Below are 22,335 nucleotides of genomic sequence, written 5' to 3' on the forward strand. Positions count from 1 at the left end.
AATTAATTTAACATGAACATTAAAAAGCACATTCCTAATTTATTAACTTTAGGTAATTTATTTTGTGGAACAATTGCTACAATTTTAGCCGTAAACGGAAACTTTACAGGAGCAGGTTTATTTGTTATTTTAGGAATTATTTTTGACTTTTTTGATGGTTTTGCTGCTCGTTTACTAAACGTTACTGGTGAGTTAGGTAAACAATTAGATTCTTTGGCAGATATGGTTACAAGTGGTGTTGTACCAGGAATTATTATGTTTAAATTATTATCTACAAATAATAAATTAGGTTCTTTTTCTGAAAATACTGAGTTTATGAGTTGGAGTGGATTTCAGTTTGAACCTATTCAAATTTTAGGTTTATTATTAACTTTAGGAGCATGTTATAGATTAGCAAAGTTTAACATTGATACTAGACAATCAGACTCTTTTATAGGATTACCAACACCTGCAATGAGTTTGTTTGTAATTTCTTTGCCCTTAATTTTAGAATATTCAGATATTGAATTTGTACATCAATTAATTACAAATAATTACTTTTTAATTGCAATAACAGTAGTTTTAACTTATTTAATGAATGCAGAAATACCTTTATTTTCTTTAAAGTTTAAAGACTTTTCAGTAAAAAATAATTTAATGAAGTATTTGTTTTTATTAGCTTCCTTATTAATGATTACTTTCTTGGAGTATATTTCTATACCTTTAATAATTATACTTTATGTAGCTTTATCAGTAATTAGTAATTATGGACAAAAAACATCAGTTTAAGTCAGTTAGAAGTTTTATAGGAGCAAAAAACTTTAATGAATCTAGAAAGTTTTACAAAGAATTGGGTTTTTCTGAAGTTGTATTATCAGAAAATATGTCGCTTTTTAAAATTGATGAAAAACTGAGTTTTTATCTTCAAAAAGCCTATGTTAAAGATTGGGTAGATAATTCAATGCTATTCTTAGAAGTGGGGAATTTAGAAGAATATTTAACAGAACTGAAATCTAAAAAACTTACAGAGAAATTTTCAAATGTTAGATTGTCAGAAATTGTAATAAACGAATGGGGAAAAGAATTCTTTTTACATGATTCATCTGGAATTCTTTGGCATTTTGGTAATTTTAAAAATTAAAAAACTTTCTTTTTCTTCAATTCAAAATCTTTACCTAAATACACTTTTCTAACCATTTCATCTGCAGCTAATTCTTCTGGAGTTCCGCTTTTTAAAATGCTTCCTTGATACATTAAATACGTTTTATCTGTAATAGCTAAAGTTGCTTGTACATCATGATCTGTAATTAAAATACCAATATTTTTATTTTTTAATTGTGCTACAATACTTTGTATATCTTCTACAGCAATAGGGTCTACACCAGCAAAAGGTTCATCTAATAAAATAAAATTTGGGTCTGAAGCTAAACAACGAGCAATTTCTGTTCTACGTCTTTCTCCTCCAGAAAGTAAATCTCCTCTATTTTTACGAACGTGACCAATATTAAATTCTTCTATTAAAGATTCTAATTTTATTTTTTGTTGCTTTTTAGTTAAGTCTGTAAATTGTAGCACAGACATTATATTATCTTCTACAGATAATTTTCTAAAAACAGAAGCTTCTTGTGCTAAATAACCAATACCTTTTTGGGCACGCTTATACATGGCATCTTCTGTAATTTCTTCATCATTTAAAAATATTTGACCTGAGTTTGGTTTTATCATACCAACAATCATATAGAAAGAAGTTGTTTTTCCAGCTCCATTTGGTCCTAAAAGACCAATTATTTCACCTTGTTGAACTTCTAAAGAAATTCCTGTAACAACTTTTCTACTTCCGTAGATTTTTTCAATATTTTCTGCTCTTAAAATCATAAATTAAAAAAATGTTAAACTGTTATATTGATTAACTGTGTAAATGTATCTAATTAACGCTATAAAAATCTTAAAACAATCCTAAACAATTACACTATTCAACAAATAAACAATTAAATGCTTTCTTCTAAAGCTTCCCAATATTCAACAGCTCTTCTTAAATGAGGAATCATAATTGTACCTCCAATTAAATTAGCTATAGACATGGTTTCCATCATTTCTTCTTTAGTAACTCCATTTTTCATGGCTGCTTCTAAGTGATATTGTACACAATCATCACATCTTAAAACAGCAGAGGCTACTAAACCTAGTAACTCTTTAGTTTTAACAGGTAAATGACCTTCTTTAAATGCGTTTGTATCTAAATTGAAGATTCTTTTTATAACTTTATTGTCAGAATCTAAAATTTTATCGTTCATTTTTTCACGATAATCTTTAAATTCTTTAACTTTTTTGTGCATCTTTTTGTTGTTTTTTAATAACTCTTTTCGAAACTTTAATACCTATTTCATATAAAATAAGAATAGGAATTGCTACAATTACTTGACTAGCAATATCTGGTGGTGTAATAATAGCTGCTAAAATTAACACAACCACTAAAGCGTGTTTTCTATATTTTTTTAGAAACTCTGGTGTTATTAATCCAATTTTTGTTAAAAAATAAATTAATACAGGTAATTCAAATAATATCGAAACACCTAATAACATATTTGTAATTAAACCAATATGAGATTGTAATGTAAAGCTATTTACAATGCTTTCTGAAATTTGATAATTATATAAGAAATGTACAGATATAGGTGCAATTACATAAAAGCTAAAAGCCAAACCTATAAAAAATAACAAAGAAGCTGTAAAAATAAAACCTTTAGATTTTTTAACTTCATTAGTAGTTAATCCTGGAGCAACAAACCTCCATATTTCCCATAATAAATAAGGGAATGAACAAATTATTCCTAATATTAATGAAGACCAAATAGAGTTCATTAATTGTGAGGTAACTTTAATACTTTGTAATTTTTTATCTGCAAAAGTTACATTACAAAAATCACTATCCAAACCTAATAAATTAAAAAAATCACAAAATAATTGATATGTGATAAAATCTGGTTTAATATGCGCTAATAAGAAATTATCATACACTTGTTCTGCAAATACAAAAAAGCCTATAGCTAAGATAAATATTGCAGAAGCACTTCTTACTAAATGCCATCTAAGTTCTTCTAAATGACCTAAAAAGGACATTTCTTTCTGTTTTTCTGCCATTAGAAAATACCTTCTTTAATTAAATCATGTAAGTGCACAACACCCACATATTTGTTATTATTATCTACAACAAGCATTTGAGATATACTGTTGTTTTCCATTGTATTTAAAGCATCAATTGCCATTGCTTCAGTAGATATTGTTTTAGGATTTTTTCCCATAATATCTTTTGCTAAAAATTGATTGATTTCTGTAGTTTTAGATAACATTCTTCTAATATCACCATCAGTTATAATACCTACTAAATTATCATTATTTAATACAGCTGTTACACCTAATCTTTTTTCAGAAATTTCTACAATAACCTTAGCAATACTATCTGATTCATTTACTTTAGGAACCTCATTATTCTCAACTAAATCTGAAACTCTTAAATACAAACGTTTACCTAAAGCACCTCCTGGATGATATTTTGCAAAATCTCTACTTGTAAACCCTTTTAAATTAAGTAAACAAACAGCTAAAGCATCACCTAAAACTAATTGAGCTGTGGTACTAGTTGTTGGTGCTAAGTTATTGGGACAAGCTTCTTTTTCTACATAAGCATTTAGAGTAAAATCAGCATTTTCTCCTAAATAAGAATCTTTATTTCCAGTAATTGCAACTATTTTGTTGCCATAATTTTTAATTAAAGGAACTAAAACTTTTATTTCTGGTGTGTTACCACTTTTAGAAATACATATAACTACATCGTCTTTTTGAACATTACCTAAATCTCCATGAATAGCATCTGCAGCATGCATAAAAATTGCAGGAGTTCCTGTAGAATTAAAAGTAGCTACAATTTTATTTGCAATGTTTGCGCTTTTACCTATACCAGTAACTATAACTCTTCCATTAGAATTTAAAATAAAATTAACAGCATCTTCAAAGTCAGCATCAATTAAATTTGCTAAATTAGCTATAGCATCACTTTCTATTAAAATAGTTTCTTTAGCAGTTTTAATTATTGAGTTTGTTTTTTTCAATAGTTTAGTATTTTATCAGAATAAAAAAAAGTTATATCTTTAGATTAAGAAACGAGCAAATTTACTATAAAAAATAGTTAGAGCAAAAATTATAGTATGTTTGTGAGTTGAATATAAAATTAAACAAATATTTATATAATGGATTTATATGGTCCTCTAAAAAAATTCTTTGGATTTAATAAGTTTAAAGGATTGCAAGAGCAAGTAGTTAAGAGTATTGTAAATAATAACAACACTTTTGTAATAATGCCAACTGGTGGAGGAAAATCACTATGTTACCAGCTTCCTGCTTTAATGTCTGAAGGTACTGCTATTGTGGTTTCTCCATTAATTGCATTAATGAAAAATCAGGTAGATGCTATTAGAGGTATATCTGAACACAATGGAGTTGCACATGTGTTAAATTCATCTTTAAATAAAACAGAAGTAAATCAAGTAAAAGAAGATATTTCTAACGGAATTACAAAACTTTTATATGTTGCTCCAGAATCTTTAATTAAAGAAGAATATGTTACTTTTTTAAAGTCGCAAAAAATATCTTTTGTAGCTATTGATGAAGCACATTGTATTTCTGAATGGGGTCATGATTTTAGACCAGAATATAGAAACTTAAAACACATTATAAAAGCTATAGATAATGTGCCAATTATTTGTTTAACTGCAACTGCAACAGAAAAAGTACAAGAAGATATTTTAAAAACTTTAGGAATTACGAATGCTAATAGATTTAAAGCGTCTTTTAATAGAGCAAATTTATTTTATGAAGTAAGACCAAAAACAAAAGAAGTAGAAAAAGATATAATTCGTTTTGTAAAACAAAGAGAAGGTAAATCTGGTATTATTTACTGCTTAAGTCGTAAAAAAGTAGAAGAAATTGCTCAAATTTTACAGGTAAATGGTATTAAAGCTGTACCATATCATGCAGGTTTAGATGCCAAAACACGTGTTAAACATCAAGATATGTTTTTGATGGAAGATTGTGATGTTGTTGTTGCAACGATTGCATTTGGAATGGGAATTGACAAACCAGATGTTCGTTTTGTAATTCATCATGATATACCAAAAAGTTTAGAAAGTTATTATCAAGAAACAGGTAGAGCAGGTAGAGATGATGGAGAAGGGTATTGTTTGGCTTTTTATGCATATAAAGATATAGAAAAGTTAGAAAAATTTATGGCAAGTAAACCTGTTGCAGAACAAGAAATTGGTCATGCACTTTTACAGGAAGTTGTAGGTTATGCAGAAACTTCTATGAATAGAAGAAAATATCTTTTACATTATTTTGGAGAAGAATTTGATGTAGAAAATGGTGATGGTGCAGATATGGATGACAATTCTAGAAATCCAAAGAAAAAACACGAAGCAAAAGAAGATGTAGTAACGTTATTAAAAGTAGTAAAAGATACCTTACAAAAGTATAAAGCTAAAGAAATAGTTAATACACTTGTTGGTAAAGAAAATGCGTTATTAACTTCTCATAAAACACATTTACAGCCATTTTTTGGTATTGGAAAAGATAAATCTTCTTTGTATTGGATGGCTTTAATTAGACAAGTTTTAGTAATACATTTAATTAAAAAAGAAATTGAGCAATATGGTGTTATTAAATTAACAGAAGAAGGAAAAAGTTTTATTGAGAAACCTACTTCTTTTATGATGACAGAAGATCATACCTATAATGAAGATGATGATAATTCTATAATTACGAATTCTAAATCTTCTGGTGGTGTAGCTGATGAAAATTTAATTAAGCAATTAAAAGATTTACGTAAAAAAGTAGCCACAAGACAAGGTGTGCCTCCTTTTGCTGTTTTTCAAGATCCATCTTTAGATGATATGGCTTTAAAATATCCTATTACATTAACAGAATTATCTAAAGTTCATGGAGTTGGAGAAGGAAAGGCAAGAAAATTTGGTAAGGAATTTGTAAAACTTATTGCAGATTATGTAGAGGAAAATGACATTTTAAGACCAGATGATTTAATTGTTAAGAGTACAGGTACTAATTCTGGTTTAAAGTTATTTATCATACAAAATACCGATAAAAAATTACCTTTAATTGATATTGCCAAGGCAAAAGGTTTAGAAATGAGTGTTTTAATTAAGGAAATGGAAATGATTATATTTTCTGGTACTAAATTAAATATCGATTATTCTATAGATGATTTACTAGATGAAGATCAGCAAGAAGAAATACATGATTATTTTATGGAAGCAGATACTGATAGAATACAAGATGCTCTTGATGAATTTGATGGTGATTATGATGAAGAAGAACTACGTTTAATGCGTATTAAATTTATTAATGAAGTAGCTAATTAAAATTGATATTTTTTGTCAATTGCATATTTAACTAATTCATTTCCAGATGATAAGTTTAGTTTTTTAATCATATTTTTTCTGTGAGTATCTACTGTTGTTTTAGCTATAAAAAGTGTTTTTGCAATTTCTTTAGATGTTTTTCCTGTAGATATTAAATTTAAAATTTCTTTTTCTCTTTTAGACAATACAACTTTGTCTGTTTCTCCAATGGTAACATTATCATCTATATAACTGTTCATAAAATTGAAAGCAACATTGGGGTCAAAAAAAGTTTCACCTTTAGCAACTGTTTCAATAGCTTTAGATAGCATTTTTATGCCCGAGTTTTTTAATATATATCCTTTTGCACCAGCATCTAACATTTGTTTAATTGCTTCTGGTTGATCAAACATTGTCATCGCTAAAACATGAATGTGTGGTAGTTTGTTTTTTATAATTCTTGTAGCTTCAATACCATCCATTTTAGGCATTCTAATATCTGTAATAACTAATTTAGGTTGTTTTAAAGAAACTAATTTTACTAATTCTTCACCATTATTAACTGTTCCAATTATATTAATTTCATCATCATATTCAAAGAAAGATTTTACACCATCAATTAACATTTGATGATCTTCTGCCATAATAATTGTAATCATAGTTTTATTTTTTATAAAAATACAGATTTAAAGGTGAATAGTACTACCTACAAATAAGGAGTTAAGAAATAGGAATATTTATAATAATAGAACTTCCTTTTCCTAAAGTTGAGTCAATTTCTAAATTACCAGATAAATGTTCAATTCTAGTTTTAATAGAGCTTAATCCCATTCCTTCTTTTAAATTTACTTTCTCAATGTTAAAACCTATACCATCATCTTCTATAATAATATTTAGATTTTTATCATATAAAGAAATATTTATTGTTGCGTTTTTAGCATTTGCATGCTTAATTGTGTTGGTAATTAATTCCTGAATAATTCTAAAAACACTAATTTCTAAACTGTTATCTAAAGGCTTATTTAGACCAAAATCTACAACCTCTATTTGAATTTTGTCTGCTGAAGATATTTTTTCAGCCATTAATTTAATAGCCATTAATAAACCTTGATTCGCAATTACACCTGCATTTTTTGCATGGGCTATACTTCTAACTTTTAAATACGCTTCATCAATAAGTCCTTCAGTTTTATTAAATAAAGTTTCTTGGTCAATTTTTTTCTTTTCACGATTCATTTTTAAGTTTTCAAAATGCAATTTTAAGGTAGCTAAAACAGAACCTAAATTATCGTGTAAATCTTCAGCTATTCGTTTTCGTTCTTTTTCTTGGCCATCTACCATTGCATTAATAGTAGTAAGTTCTTGTTCTTTTAAAAGAGTTAAGTTTTTTTGAGTTTCTAATGCGCTAAATTGTTCTGCAAGTTTTTGTTTTCTTTTAGAACTTTGAAAAGAAAGTATACCAATGATACTTATTAAAAATAATGTTAACAAAGCAGCAATTAAGTAGTTTCTGTTTTTTTCTTTATCAATTTTTAATTGAAGATTTTCTTTTTCTTTTTTTTCAGTTTCGTATTTAACCTGTATTTCTCTTACTGCTTTTAAATGATTACTTTGATTGAAAGAAAATTGATTTCTTCTACTTGTTTTTAAATACTTGTAAGCACTTTTAAAATCTGTTAGTTCTTCATAAGTTAAAGAGAGCCAATAATCATAATATATTTTTTTTCTTTTAACTAATTTCCCTTCAAAACTATGAATATAATTAAATTGATTAATTGCTTTCTCAAATTCTTTATTATAAAAATGATAAATACCGATGTTTAATTTTGATGCGAGCCTAGAAAGAATATTAATACCAGAAGAATCATTTTTAATTTGATTTAAAGACTTTTGATATAGTTTAATAGCTAATTTTTTATCATCAAATTCTTCTAAATAATTACCAGCAATAATTAAAAGCCTGTTGTTATAGGAGTCAATTTTTAAATTCTCAATTAATTTTAATGTGATATTATAGTTCTCTTTAGACAAACCTAAATCTGAATTCTTAATACCAATACTAAGTTTGTAAAAATTAGAGATGTATTCATCTACTTTATCTTGAGCAAGTTCTTTGTAGAGCTTAACATACTTTAAATAAGAATAATCTTTAAGAATAAATATATTATTATGGTATTCTAAAATTCTTCTAATAATTTCAGATTTTAAAGCATTTAAATTTGTTTTATCTAAAGAATTTAATGCTTCTAAGTAAATTGATAATACAGAAACATCAGAATTTTTTTTGTAATAGTAATTATAAAGTGCAAAATTTAGTTTTGATATTGTTCTTATAAAAAGATCATTAGAACAGTTGTTTTGAATGTAAGTTGTAACATTTTTATTGCTTTTAAATTTTACGCCTTTGTTTTTTGAAAGTTCAATAAAAGTTAAAAGTTCATATTTTTCATTACAATTTGTATTTTCAAAATTGAATTTATTGATACTATTTTTAGCTAGACTGTAATTCTCATTTCTAATATGAGTTAAAAAATCATCCTTTTTATTGTTTCCAAATAAAAAAGATGATTGTATTAACAGAAAAATAATAATTTTTTTAGTCATTTATTTAGAAAAATCTCACGTAGATATCTCTACAAGGTCTGCTACTAACATAAAAGACAGTTTGTTGTTCTCCACTAGTTGGAATAATTAATTCTTCTTTTATAGGAGATTCATGTGGATCATATAGTTTATTATCAACACTAGAAAAGTCTATAAATGAAACTCCTTTTATTTGATCTCCATCTCTTAGAAAGTGATTTTGATCTATAAAATTTAATTCATTAATATTTGTTTCAGAATTTATAATTCCTTCATGATGATTTTCATATTCTAAATGTACAAACATTAAATGTTTATTAGAAAAACTAGATGGAACTTCGCTGATTTCTTTATAATGATTATTATTAAAACTCATAAAATCTAGAGCAACATTATTAACTTCATCATTTGCAAAAAGAGGTTTTAATTTTATTACAAAAAAGAAAACATAGTCTTTAATGTCTTTGTCGTATATAAATTTAATTTCAGATTCTACTTTTGATATTCCATAAGTAATACTACCTGTATAGTTTTGGATTCTTACATCACAAGATTTAGGTGTAAATGAATCTTCTTCATAATAAAATTTAGCATAAATACTAAAAAAGGTGTTATTAGCACAATCTGAAGTTATTCTCTGCCATTCTGCATTTTCTTTTTGTAGTTTAAAAGATGATCTAAGAGTTTCATGCATTTTAGTTAGTTTTTAAGTTAGTTATACTCCAAATATCTAAAATTTGGAAAGTAGTTTTTATACCTACCATTAGGTATATTTTCTTCTTAAAAATAAGTAAAATATTATAAAGTAAAAATGGTTAACAAGACCCCAAAAATAATAGCGATAAACTTTTTAAGGTTAAACTTGTGGTTCTCAGTGCTTTCAAAAAGAATTATTGTGGAAATGTGTAAGAATACACCTATAATTAAGGCTGTAATTTCTGAAGCATAAATTGTAAAAAAAGCAATTTTGTCTCCCAATAAAACCCCTAAAGGACTCATAAAAGCAAAAGCAATTAAAAATATAAAGGTTATTTTCTTAGAGTATTTTGAGTGGATAAAAAACGTTGTTAATACAATTGCAATCGGAATTTTATGAACAACAATTGCCCATAATAAATTGTCTCCAGAGTTATGAATTGGCAATCCTTCAGAAAATGCATGTAAACATAAACTAACAAATAGTAATGTTGGAAAGTCTTTTTTGTCTGAGTGTACATGTATATGTCCATGTTCTGCTCCTTTAGAAAAAGATTCTAATACAGATTGTATAATTATACCTATTAATATAAATATACCAACTGTTTTGTATTCTGTTGTTTCAGCATAAACCTCTGGTAAAAGATGTAAAATAGTTACAGATAATAAATATGCACCACTAAATGCTAAAAGCAAGCGTACAATTTTATGAGAAGGCTTTATAACAAAAACAAGTATAGAACCTAAAAGAACAGAAGCTATTAATAGTATGTAACTCATTTTGCAATAATAATTAATCTATCTGATGTATTTGTATTGTATTCATTTAAATTATAATCACCAAAAATATTTATAATAGAAAAACCAACTTCGTTTAAAAAGGCTGTCATCTTTTCTAGGTCTAAATATTTTACCTGTTCTGTATAAGAGTGATTTTTACCATTGGCTTTAAAAGAAATATGTTTTAAAATAAATCCATTTTTTATTTCCCTTTTTATATCAAATGATATTTCATCTACAATTTTAGTCTCTTCTTTTACCAAGTTTAACTTTACTTTTTCTGCATTTAAAAAATCGAAAACAAAAAAACCATCTTTATTTAAACCGTTTTTAATATTTTGAAGAATTAAAATATCTTCTTTATCATCTTCAAAATAACCAAAACTTGTAAATAAATTAAAAACTGCATCATACTTGTTATTAAAAGGCTGACGCATATCATGCACCTTAAATTTTAAAGTATCATTCGCAAATTTTTGAGCAGATTTTATACTGTTTTCAGCCAAATCGCCACCAGTAACTTTATATCCTAAAGAATTTAGAAAAACAGAATGACGCCCTTTACCACATGGTAAATCTAAAATATGAGTGGTTTTAGGCAAGTTTAAAAAAGAAGTAATATTCTTCATAAACAATTGCGCTTCATCATCATTTCTTTCTTTATAAAGAATATGATAATAAGAAGTATTAAACCAATCTGTAAACCAATCTTTTGTTTTCATAAGTAAATAGAGTCTGCAAAAGTAACCAAATCTTACACTTTAATAAATAGTTTTTATTTAAAGTTAACAGGTTTATTATTCTTGTTTAATCCTTTTATTTAAAAAAAACGATAAACCTAAAACAAACTACAAAAAATTACCAACTAAAAACTACCTTTGCACCTATGAATAGAGATTTTAAAATGACAGCAACAACACTTTTTGGTTTAGAAGGTGTTTTGGCTACTGAACTAAAGAAATTAGGTGCTCAAGATGTAAAAGAAGGAGTAAGAAGCGTTTCTTTTAGAGGTGATAAAGGTTTTATGTACAAAGCAAATATTGCTTTAAGAACTGCTGTTAGAATTTTAAAACCAATTAAAACGTGTAAAATTTATGATGAAGAAGATTTATACGAAGCTATTCAAAAAATAAAATGGGAAAACTATTTAGAAGCAGATGGCACTTTTGCTATTGGTGCAGTAGTAAACTCTAAAAATTTTACATCCAATTCGCATTATATTTCGTTAAAATCTAAAGATGCAATTGCAGATTATTTTCGTCATAAATATCATAAAAGACCCAATGTAGATTTAAAATATCCAGATGTAAAAATACATGTGCATATTCAAAAAGATTGGTTAACAGTTTCTTTAGATTCTTCTGGAGATTCTTTACACAAAAGAGGCTACAGAACAGCTACTAATATTGCTCCAATTAACGAAGTTTTGGCTGCAGGTATGGTTTTATTATCGGGTTATACTGGCGATGAAAATTTTATAGACCCAATGTGTGGTTCTGGTACAATTTTAATTGAAGCAGCAATGATTGCCAATAATATTCCTGCCAATATTAACAGAAAATTATTTGCTTTCGAAAATTGGAAAGATTATGATGAAGACTTATATTTTACCATACAAGACGCTTTGTTAAAAAAAATAAGAAACTCTCACTTTAAAATTATGGGCTTTGATAAAGCACCATCTGCAGTACAAAAGGCAAAAGCAAATATTGTAAGTGCCAATTTAGATGAATTTATTGGTGTGCATCATGTAAACTTTTTCAATTCTACCAAAGAAGTTTTTGGTAACACAACTATTTTGTTCAATCCACCTTATGGAGAGCGTTTAAACATAGATACAGAAGAGTTTTACAAAAAAATAGGAGATACACTTAAACACAATTATCCAGGTTCTACAGCGTGGTTAATTACCTCAGATATTGCAGCTTTAAAATGTGTAGGCTTAAGAACTTCTAAAAGAATTGCGCTTAAAAACGGAGATTTAGATTGTAAGTTTGTAAAGTACGAATTGTACGAAGGTACTCGTAAATTTAAAGAGCGTAAAACAATTCCAGATTCTGAAGATTAGGTTATCGATCTTGTGGAAAAATCTTTTTTTTGTAGCTATTTCCTGCTATCCACACTCGCTTTTTTTATTCTGAAAAACAAATAAAAAAGAGCTCAAACAAATGTTCCTATCAGGGCTAAACTTGTTTGCTAACTTTTTGTGATAAGATTTTTTTTTTGATTATTTCGCTAACTGTCCAGTATAAGAATAGTAGCGGAATTTTTCACACTAACTTATCGGTTTTGCACTGACCTTTGTTTTATGTTTATAATATCGTTTTAGCGATTAAACCGCTATTATTTTTATATATTGTTGTGCCTAGTATTATTCCATTCTCTGAGATATTTTATAGGAAATGGCAAAACTGTCAAGTCACCATTCCTAACAAAGTCAACATTCATAAGAGGAAGTAATTTGTCAAAAATATATTCAGATTTCCCAAAAGTTTCAATTTCTCTGATTACTGATGCCCTTGAAACACTCTGCTGAATTCCTTTTCCTTTTATACCAACAAAATAATAATTCCTTTCGTTTTCCTTAAAAGAATGAATATCTAACTGACTGTCTAAAATTTCATACCTTGACTTATCTCTAAAATAAGATTTTAATACTTCTCCTGTTTCCTCTTTAACTTTTTCAACAAAGATTTTTTTATCATTTCTGTTTTTGAAACAATTTAGTAGATTTTTCTTATTCCAGTTCTCAATTTGTTTTATTTTGTTTTCAAATTCTTTAACTTTTTCATTTTCAAATACTTCATTCATTAGAGATAATGCTAAATCCTTTTTGATGCTAATTTTTGAGTTTTCTTTTATTAAAGTATCATTTAATTTTTCAAATTCTGGAATAGTAAAGTTGTTAGTTCGCTTTATGATGTTAATATTTTCAATATCGTCTTTTATAATAAATTCAATATTACTGTCATTATCATAAATTGAACATAGTTCATCATATTCATTTTGGTTAAATAAATCTGATTCAAATTTTTCAAAACTCAAAACTCCATTTGGTTCAATGGTCAAGAAGTAGAAATCTACATTATTTTTAATGCCAAAAATCCATTTGTTATTGTAGTTATATTTCGACCAATCAATTATTGATATTTTCTTGTTGTTAATATCATTTTTAATTACCAATTCTTTAATAATTGCCTTGATACTGGCTTTAGAATTTTGTTTAAAATCTTCAGAAGTTATATGCTGGATACTATTTGATGGTTTATAAGGGTCTTTCTGTTCGTATTTTTGATAAAAACTCTTATTATGGATTAGCTTAACATTATAACCTGTTTTGTTTTCTTTTTTAGATAATTCAATTTTTGATTTTGGAATAATATTCTCCATTTCTTTTTTTACATTTTCAAGATGCTCATTAGAGTTTTCTTCTTTGATACCATCAAACAAAAAAATGTCTTTGTTTAATTTAGAATAATCAAAAGTATTTGAATGACGAATTACGCTATTTGTATCAGAACTTTTAAAATCAATGCTTAAATAGTTGGATAGTTTCTCTTTAATGCTATTAGAAATATCTGACAGCATTCCTATTTTACTGTTTTTAAACTCATTTAGATTACTGAAATCTAAAAAAGGGATATTATTTTTTTCTAATGAACCTTTTTTTGAAGTCTGTTTTAGAATGTATAGATTTTCTCCTTTAATACTTTCGCTAGGTAAAACACGTTTGAGTGTGTTAGTTGAATGAACAAAAGTATACTTTGGATATTCTTTGAGTTTCCTTTTCGAAAACTCCATATGTTTACTAAGTAAAACACTTGAAAATGTTTTTACATTTAATTGTAAATAACAATTTGGGTCAATATAAAACTCTAAACCTACAATTTTAAAAATCTGCTCTTTATCTTTTGATTTACTAATTTTTAAATGATTTGGATTGAATAAATAGAGTTTTCCAGTTAGATTGTTAAATGTTAGCCTTTTATGATTTGGTGTTGCTGTTGAATTAATTAACAATTGAGCGAGTGAATGAGTTTCCAACTGCTCAAGTTCAGTTTTATTTAAATACTTAAAAGATAGTTTGTCGCCATCTTCAATTTTTTCAAGTTGTTTTGATAAATCAACATTAGAAATATAATTTTTATCAAACAAAGCATAAAAAGATTTTCCTCTTTCAAAAATGATACTTTTAGCGTTTAATTCAAGTTCAATTTTATCAAGTACCAACGCACCATATTTTATAAAATTCTCAGAAGTAGAAAATTTAACAACTGTGTAGTCTTGCAATAATTGTTGAAAGTTAAATCGTATGTTTAATTGATTTGTTTTACAAGTTTGCATAAGTGTTAATCTCTTTTAAAATTGAATGATTTAACTCCTTTGTTTGTGAATTCCATAAGAACGGAACTTCAACTATTTTTCCATCAGTAGATTTAACAGTTTGCCATTCGTTGGCAGAGAGAATATTCATAATAAATACTTTATCACCTTGTACTTTTTCTAGTTTCTTTCTGATTTTAGATTCTTGATTATCAAAACTAATTTCTGTTGTTTCTTTCCAATGTTTGAAATCGACATATATGTTAGTGCCTAATATTTTGTAATCAAAAACTTCATAATTCTCTGTTGGCAGTTCTTCAAGTTGAATACCAAAATGTTTTTCAAAAATGAATTTACCTATTTGTTCGCCTAAAGCTCCTTTGTAAATATTGTTGAACATAACAGGTGGAATGATATATTTATTGGTTTTGAATGATTTTGCCCATTTCTTTTCATCAAAAAGGTTTTTCACTCCATCTATTTCTAATAATTCATTTAGTCTTGCAGTTTCAGAAGAAATTTGACTTCCATTATTAGACTTGAAATCAACAATAATATTCTTGAAATCATTAGGGTAATCCGATTTTTTTAGCTCAAAATGGTATTTATTTGTTGCTTTTGGTAATTCAATATATAAATCTAAAATTCGATTTAAATTCAAATCATTTATTTCTTGTTCTGATATTGTTGGGAAACGCAAACACATTTCTCTTAGCTTTTCCCATTCTTTTACTCGTTTTTCATTCCAACCCCATCCTTCATTGGATATAAATTTTTGAATTATAGAATGAACTTTTTTATTGGTTGCAGTAGCAAGATTTTTAAATTTTGAATCTGTTTGCTGTTGTGTTTTTATTTGTTGTTTACTAGAGTTAACCAACTCTTTAAATTCATTCAAGACTAAATTGTTTTCTGTATCAAAATTGCAAATCAACTTATCTAATTCTTTATCGGCATAAACATAAATATTTGGTGCTTTCAAATTAGTTCTACATATTCTTCCAATGGCTTGAATGATGTATTTAGCGTAGTGTTGTTTTATGTTTTCGTCTTGATAAAGATTAACTTTTGGCTTACCTAAATCCTCTTTGGTGTTAAAAGAAGCTAACAAATGCTTAAAGGCTCTAGTAACTTCTGTGTTTAATTGATGTATGGAAATGATACCAACTTGTGTTAAAAATTCTAATTGAAAAAGATATTTAATAAAGCCTTCTTCATTAAAATCCTTATTAACTTGCTGTATAATATGTGTTGGTTTGTCTAAATAAATAGCATTAATATCAGTCTTTTCTTTGGTGTTCCAGTCGAATAATTTCTCACTCCTAACATTAATAAGTTTGTTTGGGTTTGGTGCTATGAACTGTAAGTTTTGACCAGCTCCCATAGTTTGATACATAGAGATTATAAAGACTTTTTTTCCACTTTCAAGTCGTTCTATAAAGTCTTGTTTTTTGTTATCAAAGTCGTTACTGTTTATAACAGTGTAGGCATTTTTAACCTTAAATTTGTCATTGATTATGAATTCGTTAACAAAATTGTTTTCTTCAATTAGTATTTCAAATATTTCTTCCAAAATAGATAAGTCAAGAGCTTTGTCGTTCCATTTTGGTTCTTTATTTAATAAGCAAAGAAAACCTTTAATATCATCTTGAATTAAAAACTGCTTGAATGCATAGGATATTTTTAAATAACGGTTAAAAAGATATTCAGTTATTTTTGAGTTTTTAGATTTTATTTTAGAAATAATTTCTCTTGAAAGTTCTTTACTCCCTAATAAATTTTCGAAATCTGATTCGAGATTGTTAAATCCTAACCACTTTGTTTGAATTTTTGTTTTAGAATAGTATTTATTCTGTTCATTAAATAAATCAGTTAGAATTTTATTTTCTTCATTATTTAGTTCTATAAATTTTGAACCAAGTTGTCTTTTAAAATAGGTAATGTCGTAATTACCTGTAACCGTTTTTACTAGTGCAGTTGCAGAAATTCCTATGACCTTTGATTTTTCAGCAAGCTTTAACAAAAACTTTTCAGGTGTATTTTGGAAACTGTATATGAATGTTTTTGTTTTTGATTGATGAGAATCATCATCTACAAAATCATAATACCTAAAACCATTTTCATAAACACTCAAATCATAATTAAGTTCGGTTTTTCCGTTTTTGCTTTTTGTTGGTTTTTCTCTAGCACTTAAAATATTATCGATTAAAAAGTTCTTGTATTTAGAATCTAAACCAAACTCCTCAATAACAGTGCTTAATGCTAAATCAAATGTGAATTCAGCTCTTCTTGGGTTGCTTTCTCTTTCTTGTGTTTCAAGTTGCTGATAATTTTCTGCAATACTTTTTAACACTCCACTAAAATAATTTACAAAGCCTTTTATTTGGTTCAATAAATGAACCATACTTTCGCTTTTGGGTTTTGTGTCTTCAAAAATTATTTCATTTGTTTTAGATGATTTGTTTTTATTCAAACGAATAAATCTTTTATCGTTTCGATAAACAGAATGATATTGAAAATCGTGAAACAATAAATTTCTTTGATTTATGTTTTCATTTTCGTGATTTTGGGTTTTAAAGCTGTAGTCAAGTTGATATTTGGTTACAATTTCTTCTGATTTTTTTAATAAGACTTCTTGTATGTCGTGAAGTGGTAAGCCATAATTATTATCAATTAATTCTTGTCTTTTTTCTGAGTGTGTTATGAATTTTTGAGGGAAAACATTTTTTGATAGTGCCCAATAAATTTCTGTAAAAAGATGAATGAAATCAATTCGTTGTTTTTTTCCTTTCTCAATAATATTTTTGAGAATGTTGTCTTTTGTAGCATCAAATTCATCTATGAAAATAATTGCATCTTTTGTCAAGTCATTTTCTAAGAAAGAATAAGATGGTTCTACTAACGTACTATTTTTATGATAGAATTTATCAATACTTAAGAAAAATACTTTTCTTTTTGATGTAAAAACAGCAGGATAAAGTTCGCCAATCCATTTTAGGTCATCACTGGTTTGTATTGCTTTAATTCGTTCTTGTCTATTATTGAAATTGTCTTTTAAATACTTTTCAATTATTCTCCTAAACTTTGGTTCAAAATCGGTTCTAAGTTCATCTTTAAGTTTTGAAACATATACTTTTAATGAATTATTCTTTTCGTTGTTTTTGATTTCAGTAACATTACTTTTGATAGAATAAAAAACTTTGTGGTTTTTGAAATAGTCGTTTATAGAGTTTTCGACATCTTGAAAACGCTTAATTAAACAATTAGAGTTTGAGTCTAAAAACGAAATATCTTTCTCAAATTCTTGAAGCTTCTTTTGAGGTATAAAAAAATCGTCTCTTAATTCATCAAAAGGAAGATTTTTTTTGAGGTTTGTTACAAAAAATATCTTTCTATTTTCTTTACAATAATTTTTGTAATTTTCAAAAATCCAAGTTAGAACTGTATGAGTTTTTCCAGAACCAGTAGGTGGGTTAAATAATAATAATCCGTTTTCTTTATTACAGTGATTATTCAGGATTTCTATCATATTCGGGGATGTTCTTCTATATTAGGCACAACTTACACTGATAAACCTTGGTTTAAATAACTTATATCAGTCGTTAGCGAAGTTCGTGTTTTTATTATTAAAAGTCAATAAATAGCATTTCCATTTTGGATTAATTAATAGAATGTAAGGTTTATAAATAAAAAAACCGAAACAATTAAGTTTCGGTTTTATAAATTTATAAAAAGTATAGAAAATTATCTTTTCCCTTTTTTCTGTTGTGCTTGTTGTTCTTGCGCTTGTTTCATAGCATCGTCTATTCTTTGACGGAATTTACTTTTTGCTTTTTCTGGCTTCTTTTTGTTTTCTTCTATTTGTGCATGAATTTTGTCTTCATCAATTACATAATTTTTAATAACTAACATAATTGCAATAGTAAGTAAGTTAGAAATAAAATAATATAAACTTAAAGAACTTGCATAATTATTAAAGAAAAATAACATCATAATAGGAGAGAAGTAAATCATGTACTTCATCATTTTGCTCATATCTGGCATACCTTCTTGTGTAGGTGCTTGCATATTTGCTTGCTGACTTTGATTCATTTTCATGTAAAAGAAAATTGCTACAGAAGCTAATATTGGAAATAAACTTACATGGTCTCCATAAAAAGGAATGCTAAAAGGCAGTTTGTAAATCATATCATAAGATGATAAGTCATTTGCCCATAAAAAGTTTTCTTGTCTTAAAGATAAGTTTGTTGGAAAAAATTTAAATAATGCAAAGAATACAGGCATTTGTAATAATGCAGGTATACAACCAGATAACATACTAACACCAGCTTTTCTTTGAATAGCCATGGTTTCTTGCTGACGCTTCATAGCGTTTTCTTTTCCTGGATATTTTTCATTTAATGCTGTTAATTCAGGTCTAATAACCTTCATTTTTGCACTAGATAAATATGATTTATAAACTAGTGGAGACATAATAATTCTAACAACAATTGTCATTAAAATTATAATTAATCCGTAGTTAGATAAAAATCCTTTTAAGAAATTAAATACAGGGTAAAATATAGTTCTGTTTAAGAAACCAAAAATTCCCCAACCTAAATCTGCAGTTTGGTCTAAATCTGTCCCTTCAAAAGTTTTTAATAAATTATAGTCACTTGGGCCATAATACCATTTCATGTTATAATTTAATTCTCCATTAGAAAGTGCTAAAGGAGTTTTTAACTCAAACTTTTTAGTGTAAATAGTATCTAACTCTTCATTTTTTACTAAGTCTGTAGATGTTACAGTAGCATTATTAAAAGGAGTATCTGTTAATAAGTTTGAAGAAAAGAAATGTTGCTTATAAGCTACCCAATCTACATCATTTATAACATCAGATTTTCCTGCATTTAAGTAATCTACTTCTCCTTCAGATTTAAAGTAATAATAAGAATACATTGTATTCTCTGTTTTTATACTTTTTTCATGTCTGTAACCATTTAAAGTCCAGTCTAAATTAATAGGAGTAGAAGAGTTAATTATATTACTTAAACCTTGAGAGCGTATAGCAAAATTTACCATATACTCATTTGGTTTCATTTCATATCTATATTCTAAAAATTGAGTATCAGAAACTTTTAGTTTCATAGAAACTATAGTGTTTTCTCCGTTTTTAGAAATTGTTGGATCAAAAAATAAATCTGTTGTATTTAAAGTTCTGTTTTCTGTAGTACTAAAGTTAATGTTAAAAGATGCATTTTTATCTTTTATCATATATAAAGGTAAAGAATCATGAGTTTTATAATTCTTAATTTGAGCTTCTATAATTTGTCCTCCTTTATTGCTAATAGTTAATTTTACCAATTCGTTTTCTAAAACAGAAGTTCCTTCTGTACCATTAATAGCACTTTGAGCAAAAGAACCCAACTTATTAGTAAAAGCAACTTGTTTTAAAGAATCGTTAGCAAAAACAGGTAATGTTTTTTCTGTAATTGTGTTAGAAGTGTTTTTTGTAGCGTCTACAACTTGTTCAGTTTTTGTAGAAGTGTCTATAGTTTCATCAGGTTTATTAGAGTTTATCCACCAAAAGGCGATACCAGCTAATAAAATCATTCCAATAAAAGAATTGAGGTCGAATTTTTTTTGTTCCATATTTATTAATTGTCATTTTGTCATTAAATCAGAAAAATTTCTTGATAAAAACGCGACAAATGTAGTGAAAAAGCAGTTTTTTTTTCTTTTTTACTGCTTTATTTTAGTAACCTATTATAGTTCAAATAGTATTCCGAAATTATTTTTTTGATTGTTTTAGTGCAGCTTTAATAAAATCTACAAATAATGGATGTGGATTTAAAACTGTACTCTTATATTCTGGGTGATATTGTACACCAACAAACCAAGGATGTTCTGGTATTTCTACTACTTCTACCAATCCTGTTTTAGGGTTAATACCAGTAGCTTTAAGACCTGCAGCTTCAATTTGTTCTAAATAAGCATTGTTAAATTCATAACGATGTCTATGACGTTCGCTAATCAATTCAGAATTATAAGCTTTATATATTTTAGAATCTCTTTTTAACTCACAATCCCATGCTCCTAAACGCATTGTACCACCTTTATCAGTAACATCTTTTTGGCTTTCCATTAAATTAATTACTGGATCTTTAGTGCTTTTGTTCATTTCAGTAGAACTTGCACTTTCTAAACCAAGAACATTTCTAGAGTATTCTATTACTGCCATTTGCATTCCTAAACAAATTCCGAAAAAAGGAATATTGTTTTCTCTTGCATATCTTACAGCTCTAATTTTACCTTCAATACCTCTATCACCAAAACCTGGAGCTACCAAAATACCGTTTACACCTTTTAATTTCTTTTCAGCATTTTTAGGAGTTAAACTTTCTGAGTGTACCCAACGTACTTTAACTTTAGTTTCATGAGTAGAACCTGCATGAATAAAAGCTTCAGTAATAGATTTATAAGAATCTTGCAATTCAATATATTTACCAATTAAAGCAATCTCTACTTCAGTTTTTGGGTTTTTATGTTTTTCTACAAACTCATTCCAAATTTTTAATTCTGGTTGTTTATCTGTAGATAAGTTAAATTTTTTCAAGACAACTTCATCTAAACCTTGTTCTAACATTAAGTTAGGTACGTCATAAATAGTGTCTGCATCTATAGATTGTATAACGTCTTCTTTCTTAACATTACAAAATAATGCTAGTTTACGTTTTATATCGTCAGAAATTTCATGTTCTGTTCTACAAACTAATATGTCTGGACTAACACCACTTTGCATTAACATTTTTACAGAGTGTTGTGTTGGTTTGGTTTTTAATTCTCCTGCAGCAGCTAAATAAGGAACTAGAGTTAAATGAATAACAATTGCGTTTTCTTCTCCTTTTTCCCACAACATTTGTCTTACAGACTCTACATATGGTAAAGATTCAATATCACCAACAGTTCCTCCAATTTCAGTAATTACAATATCATAATCACCAGTTTCACCTAAAATTTGAATTCTACGTTTAATTTCATCAGTAATATGAGGAATAACTTGTACCGTTTTTCCTAAAAACTCACCTTTACGTTCTTTGTTTATTACAGATTGATAAATTCTACCAGTTGTAACATTATTTGCCTGACTTGTTGGAATGTTTAAAAAACGCTCATAATGACCTAAGTCTAAATCAGTTTCAGCCCCATCATCTGTAACATAACATTCTCCATGTTCGTACGGATTTAAAGTTCCTGGGTCTATATTAATGTATGGGTCTAGTTTTTGGATGGTTACAGAAAAACCTCTTTGCTGTAGTAATTTAGCTAAAGAAGCTGCAATAATTCCTTTTCCAAGTGATGATGTTACGCCTCCTGTTACAAAAACGTACTTTGTATTATTCATGGTATTCTTAGGTTTGCGCAAAAGTACTAACTCTAAAATTTATGTCAAATAAAAAAGGGTAAAAGATTTATAAAAAATGTATTTTTGTAGCTGCAAAAAATATTTTAATTTTTTTTGAAATAGTATTTGCCATAATTAAAAACAGTTGTATATTTGCACACGCTTTAAACGAGGTAAAAT

17 protein-coding genes are annotated in these 22,335 nt (G+C 27.0%); 4 read left to right on the top strand and 13 right to left on the bottom strand.

The features are described from left to right. The first annotated feature begins 12 nt into the window (after positions 1-12). Positions 13-768: a CDP-alcohol phosphatidyltransferase family protein gene (locus tag MPF13_RS05510; protein ID WP_249981331.1), complete on the top strand. Its 756-nt coding sequence runs from the start codon at positions 13-15 to the stop codon at positions 766-768. Continuing rightward, positions 746-1,120 carry a VOC family protein gene (locus MPF13_RS05515; protein ID WP_249981332.1) on the top strand — a complete coding sequence of 125 codons (375 nt, stop codon included), beginning with the start codon at positions 746-748 and terminating at the stop codon, positions 1,118-1,120. Before MPF13_RS05510 ends, MPF13_RS05515 begins: the two co-directional genes overlap by 23 nt. Here the strand turns inward: MPF13_RS05515 and lptB are convergent. From lptB to MPF13_RS05535, 4 genes are all read right to left on the bottom strand, one after another. After that, positions 1,117-1,854: an LPS export ABC transporter ATP-binding protein gene (gene lptB / locus MPF13_RS05520; protein WP_249981333.1), complete on the bottom strand. Its 738-nt coding sequence runs from the start codon at positions 1,852-1,854 to the stop codon at positions 1,117-1,119. The genes MPF13_RS05515 and lptB overlap by 4 nt on opposite strands. Positions 1,855-1,967: 113 nt before the next feature. Then, complete coding sequence (locus MPF13_RS05525; RefSeq protein WP_249981334.1) at positions 1,968-2,315, bottom strand: carboxymuconolactone decarboxylase family protein; 348 nt, start codon at positions 2,313-2,315, stop codon at positions 1,968-1,970. Next, positions 2,299-3,120: a twin-arginine translocase subunit TatC gene (tatC, locus tag MPF13_RS05530; protein ID WP_249981335.1), complete on the bottom strand. Its 822-nt coding sequence runs from the start codon at positions 3,118-3,120 to the stop codon at positions 2,299-2,301. Before tatC ends, MPF13_RS05525 begins: the two co-directional genes overlap by 17 nt. After that, complete coding sequence (locus MPF13_RS05535; RefSeq protein WP_249981336.1) at positions 3,120-4,088, bottom strand: KpsF/GutQ family sugar-phosphate isomerase; 969 nt, start codon at positions 4,086-4,088, stop codon at positions 3,120-3,122. The genes tatC and MPF13_RS05535 overlap by 1 nt, the downstream gene beginning before the upstream one ends. Positions 4,089-4,226: 138 nt before the next feature. On the opposite strand from MPF13_RS05535, the gene MPF13_RS05540 reads away from it, so the two are divergent. Continuing rightward, positions 4,227-6,410, top strand: a complete 2,184-nt coding sequence (locus tag MPF13_RS05540) for an ATP-dependent DNA helicase RecQ (protein WP_249981337.1) — start codon at positions 4,227-4,229, stop codon at positions 6,408-6,410. On the opposite strand, the gene MPF13_RS05545 is transcribed toward MPF13_RS05540, so the two are convergent. The 5 genes from MPF13_RS05545 to MPF13_RS05565 form a co-directional block, all read right to left on the bottom strand. Next, the gene (locus MPF13_RS05545) at positions 6,407-7,048 is read right to left on the bottom strand and encodes a response regulator (RefSeq protein ID WP_249981338.1); all 642 of its coding nucleotides are present in this window, start codon (positions 7,046-7,048) and stop codon (positions 6,407-6,409) included. The two genes, MPF13_RS05540 and MPF13_RS05545, sit on opposite strands and share 4 nt — an antisense overlap. 61 nt (positions 7,049-7,109) lie before the next feature. Continuing rightward, positions 7,110-8,993, bottom strand: coding sequence for a sensor histidine kinase (locus MPF13_RS05550; protein ID WP_249981339.1), 1,884 nt, complete (start codon positions 8,991-8,993; stop codon positions 7,110-7,112). Positions 8,994-8,997: 4 nt separating this feature from the next. After that, positions 8,998-9,666: a hypothetical protein gene (locus MPF13_RS05555; protein WP_249981340.1), complete on the bottom strand. Its 669-nt coding sequence runs from the start codon at positions 9,664-9,666 to the stop codon at positions 8,998-9,000. A gap of 104 nt (positions 9,667-9,770) precedes the next feature. Further along, positions 9,771-10,448, bottom strand: a complete 678-nt coding sequence (locus tag MPF13_RS05560) for a ZIP family metal transporter (RefSeq protein WP_249981341.1) — start codon at positions 10,446-10,448, stop codon at positions 9,771-9,773. Beyond that, on the bottom strand, positions 10,445-11,170 hold the full coding sequence (locus MPF13_RS05565; RefSeq protein ID WP_249981342.1) for a class I SAM-dependent DNA methyltransferase: 726 nt from the start codon (positions 11,168-11,170) through the stop codon (positions 10,445-10,447). The genes MPF13_RS05560 and MPF13_RS05565 overlap by 4 nt, the downstream gene beginning before the upstream one ends. Before the next feature lie 164 nt (positions 11,171-11,334). Between MPF13_RS05565 and MPF13_RS05570 the strand changes: the two genes are divergently transcribed. After that, positions 11,335-12,516 carry a THUMP domain-containing class I SAM-dependent RNA methyltransferase gene (locus MPF13_RS05570; protein ID WP_249981343.1) on the top strand — a complete coding sequence of 394 codons (1,182 nt, stop codon included), beginning with the start codon at positions 11,335-11,337 and terminating at the stop codon, positions 12,514-12,516. Positions 12,517-12,797: 281 nt separating this feature from the next. Here the strand turns inward: MPF13_RS05570 and MPF13_RS05575 are convergent, their stop codons facing one another. From MPF13_RS05575 to pyrG, 4 genes are all read right to left on the bottom strand, one after another. Next, entirely contained in the window at positions 12,798-14,603 is a 1,806-nt protein-coding gene (locus tag MPF13_RS05575; RefSeq protein WP_249981344.1) for a hypothetical protein, read from the bottom strand. 175 nt (positions 14,604-14,778) lie between these two features. Further along, a complete protein-coding gene (locus tag MPF13_RS05580; protein WP_249981345.1) occupies positions 14,779-18,300 on the bottom strand; it encodes a hypothetical protein in 3,522 nt (1,173 codons plus the stop codon). Between the two features lie 215 nt (positions 18,301-18,515). After that, on the bottom strand, positions 18,516-20,402 hold the full coding sequence (gene yidC, locus MPF13_RS05585) for a membrane protein insertase YidC (RefSeq protein WP_249981346.1): 1,887 nt from the start codon (positions 20,400-20,402) through the stop codon (positions 18,516-18,518). A 139-nt stretch (positions 20,403-20,541) separates the two neighbouring features. Next, a complete protein-coding gene (gene pyrG / locus MPF13_RS05590; protein WP_249981347.1) occupies positions 20,542-22,155 on the bottom strand; it encodes a CTP synthase in 1,614 nt (537 codons plus the stop codon). Positions 22,156-22,335: the final 180 nt, after the last annotated feature.

Source organism: Polaribacter sp. Z022 (genome assembly GCF_023555495.1).
Lineage (GTDB): Bacteria > Bacteroidota > Bacteroidia > Flavobacteriales > Flavobacteriaceae > Polaribacter.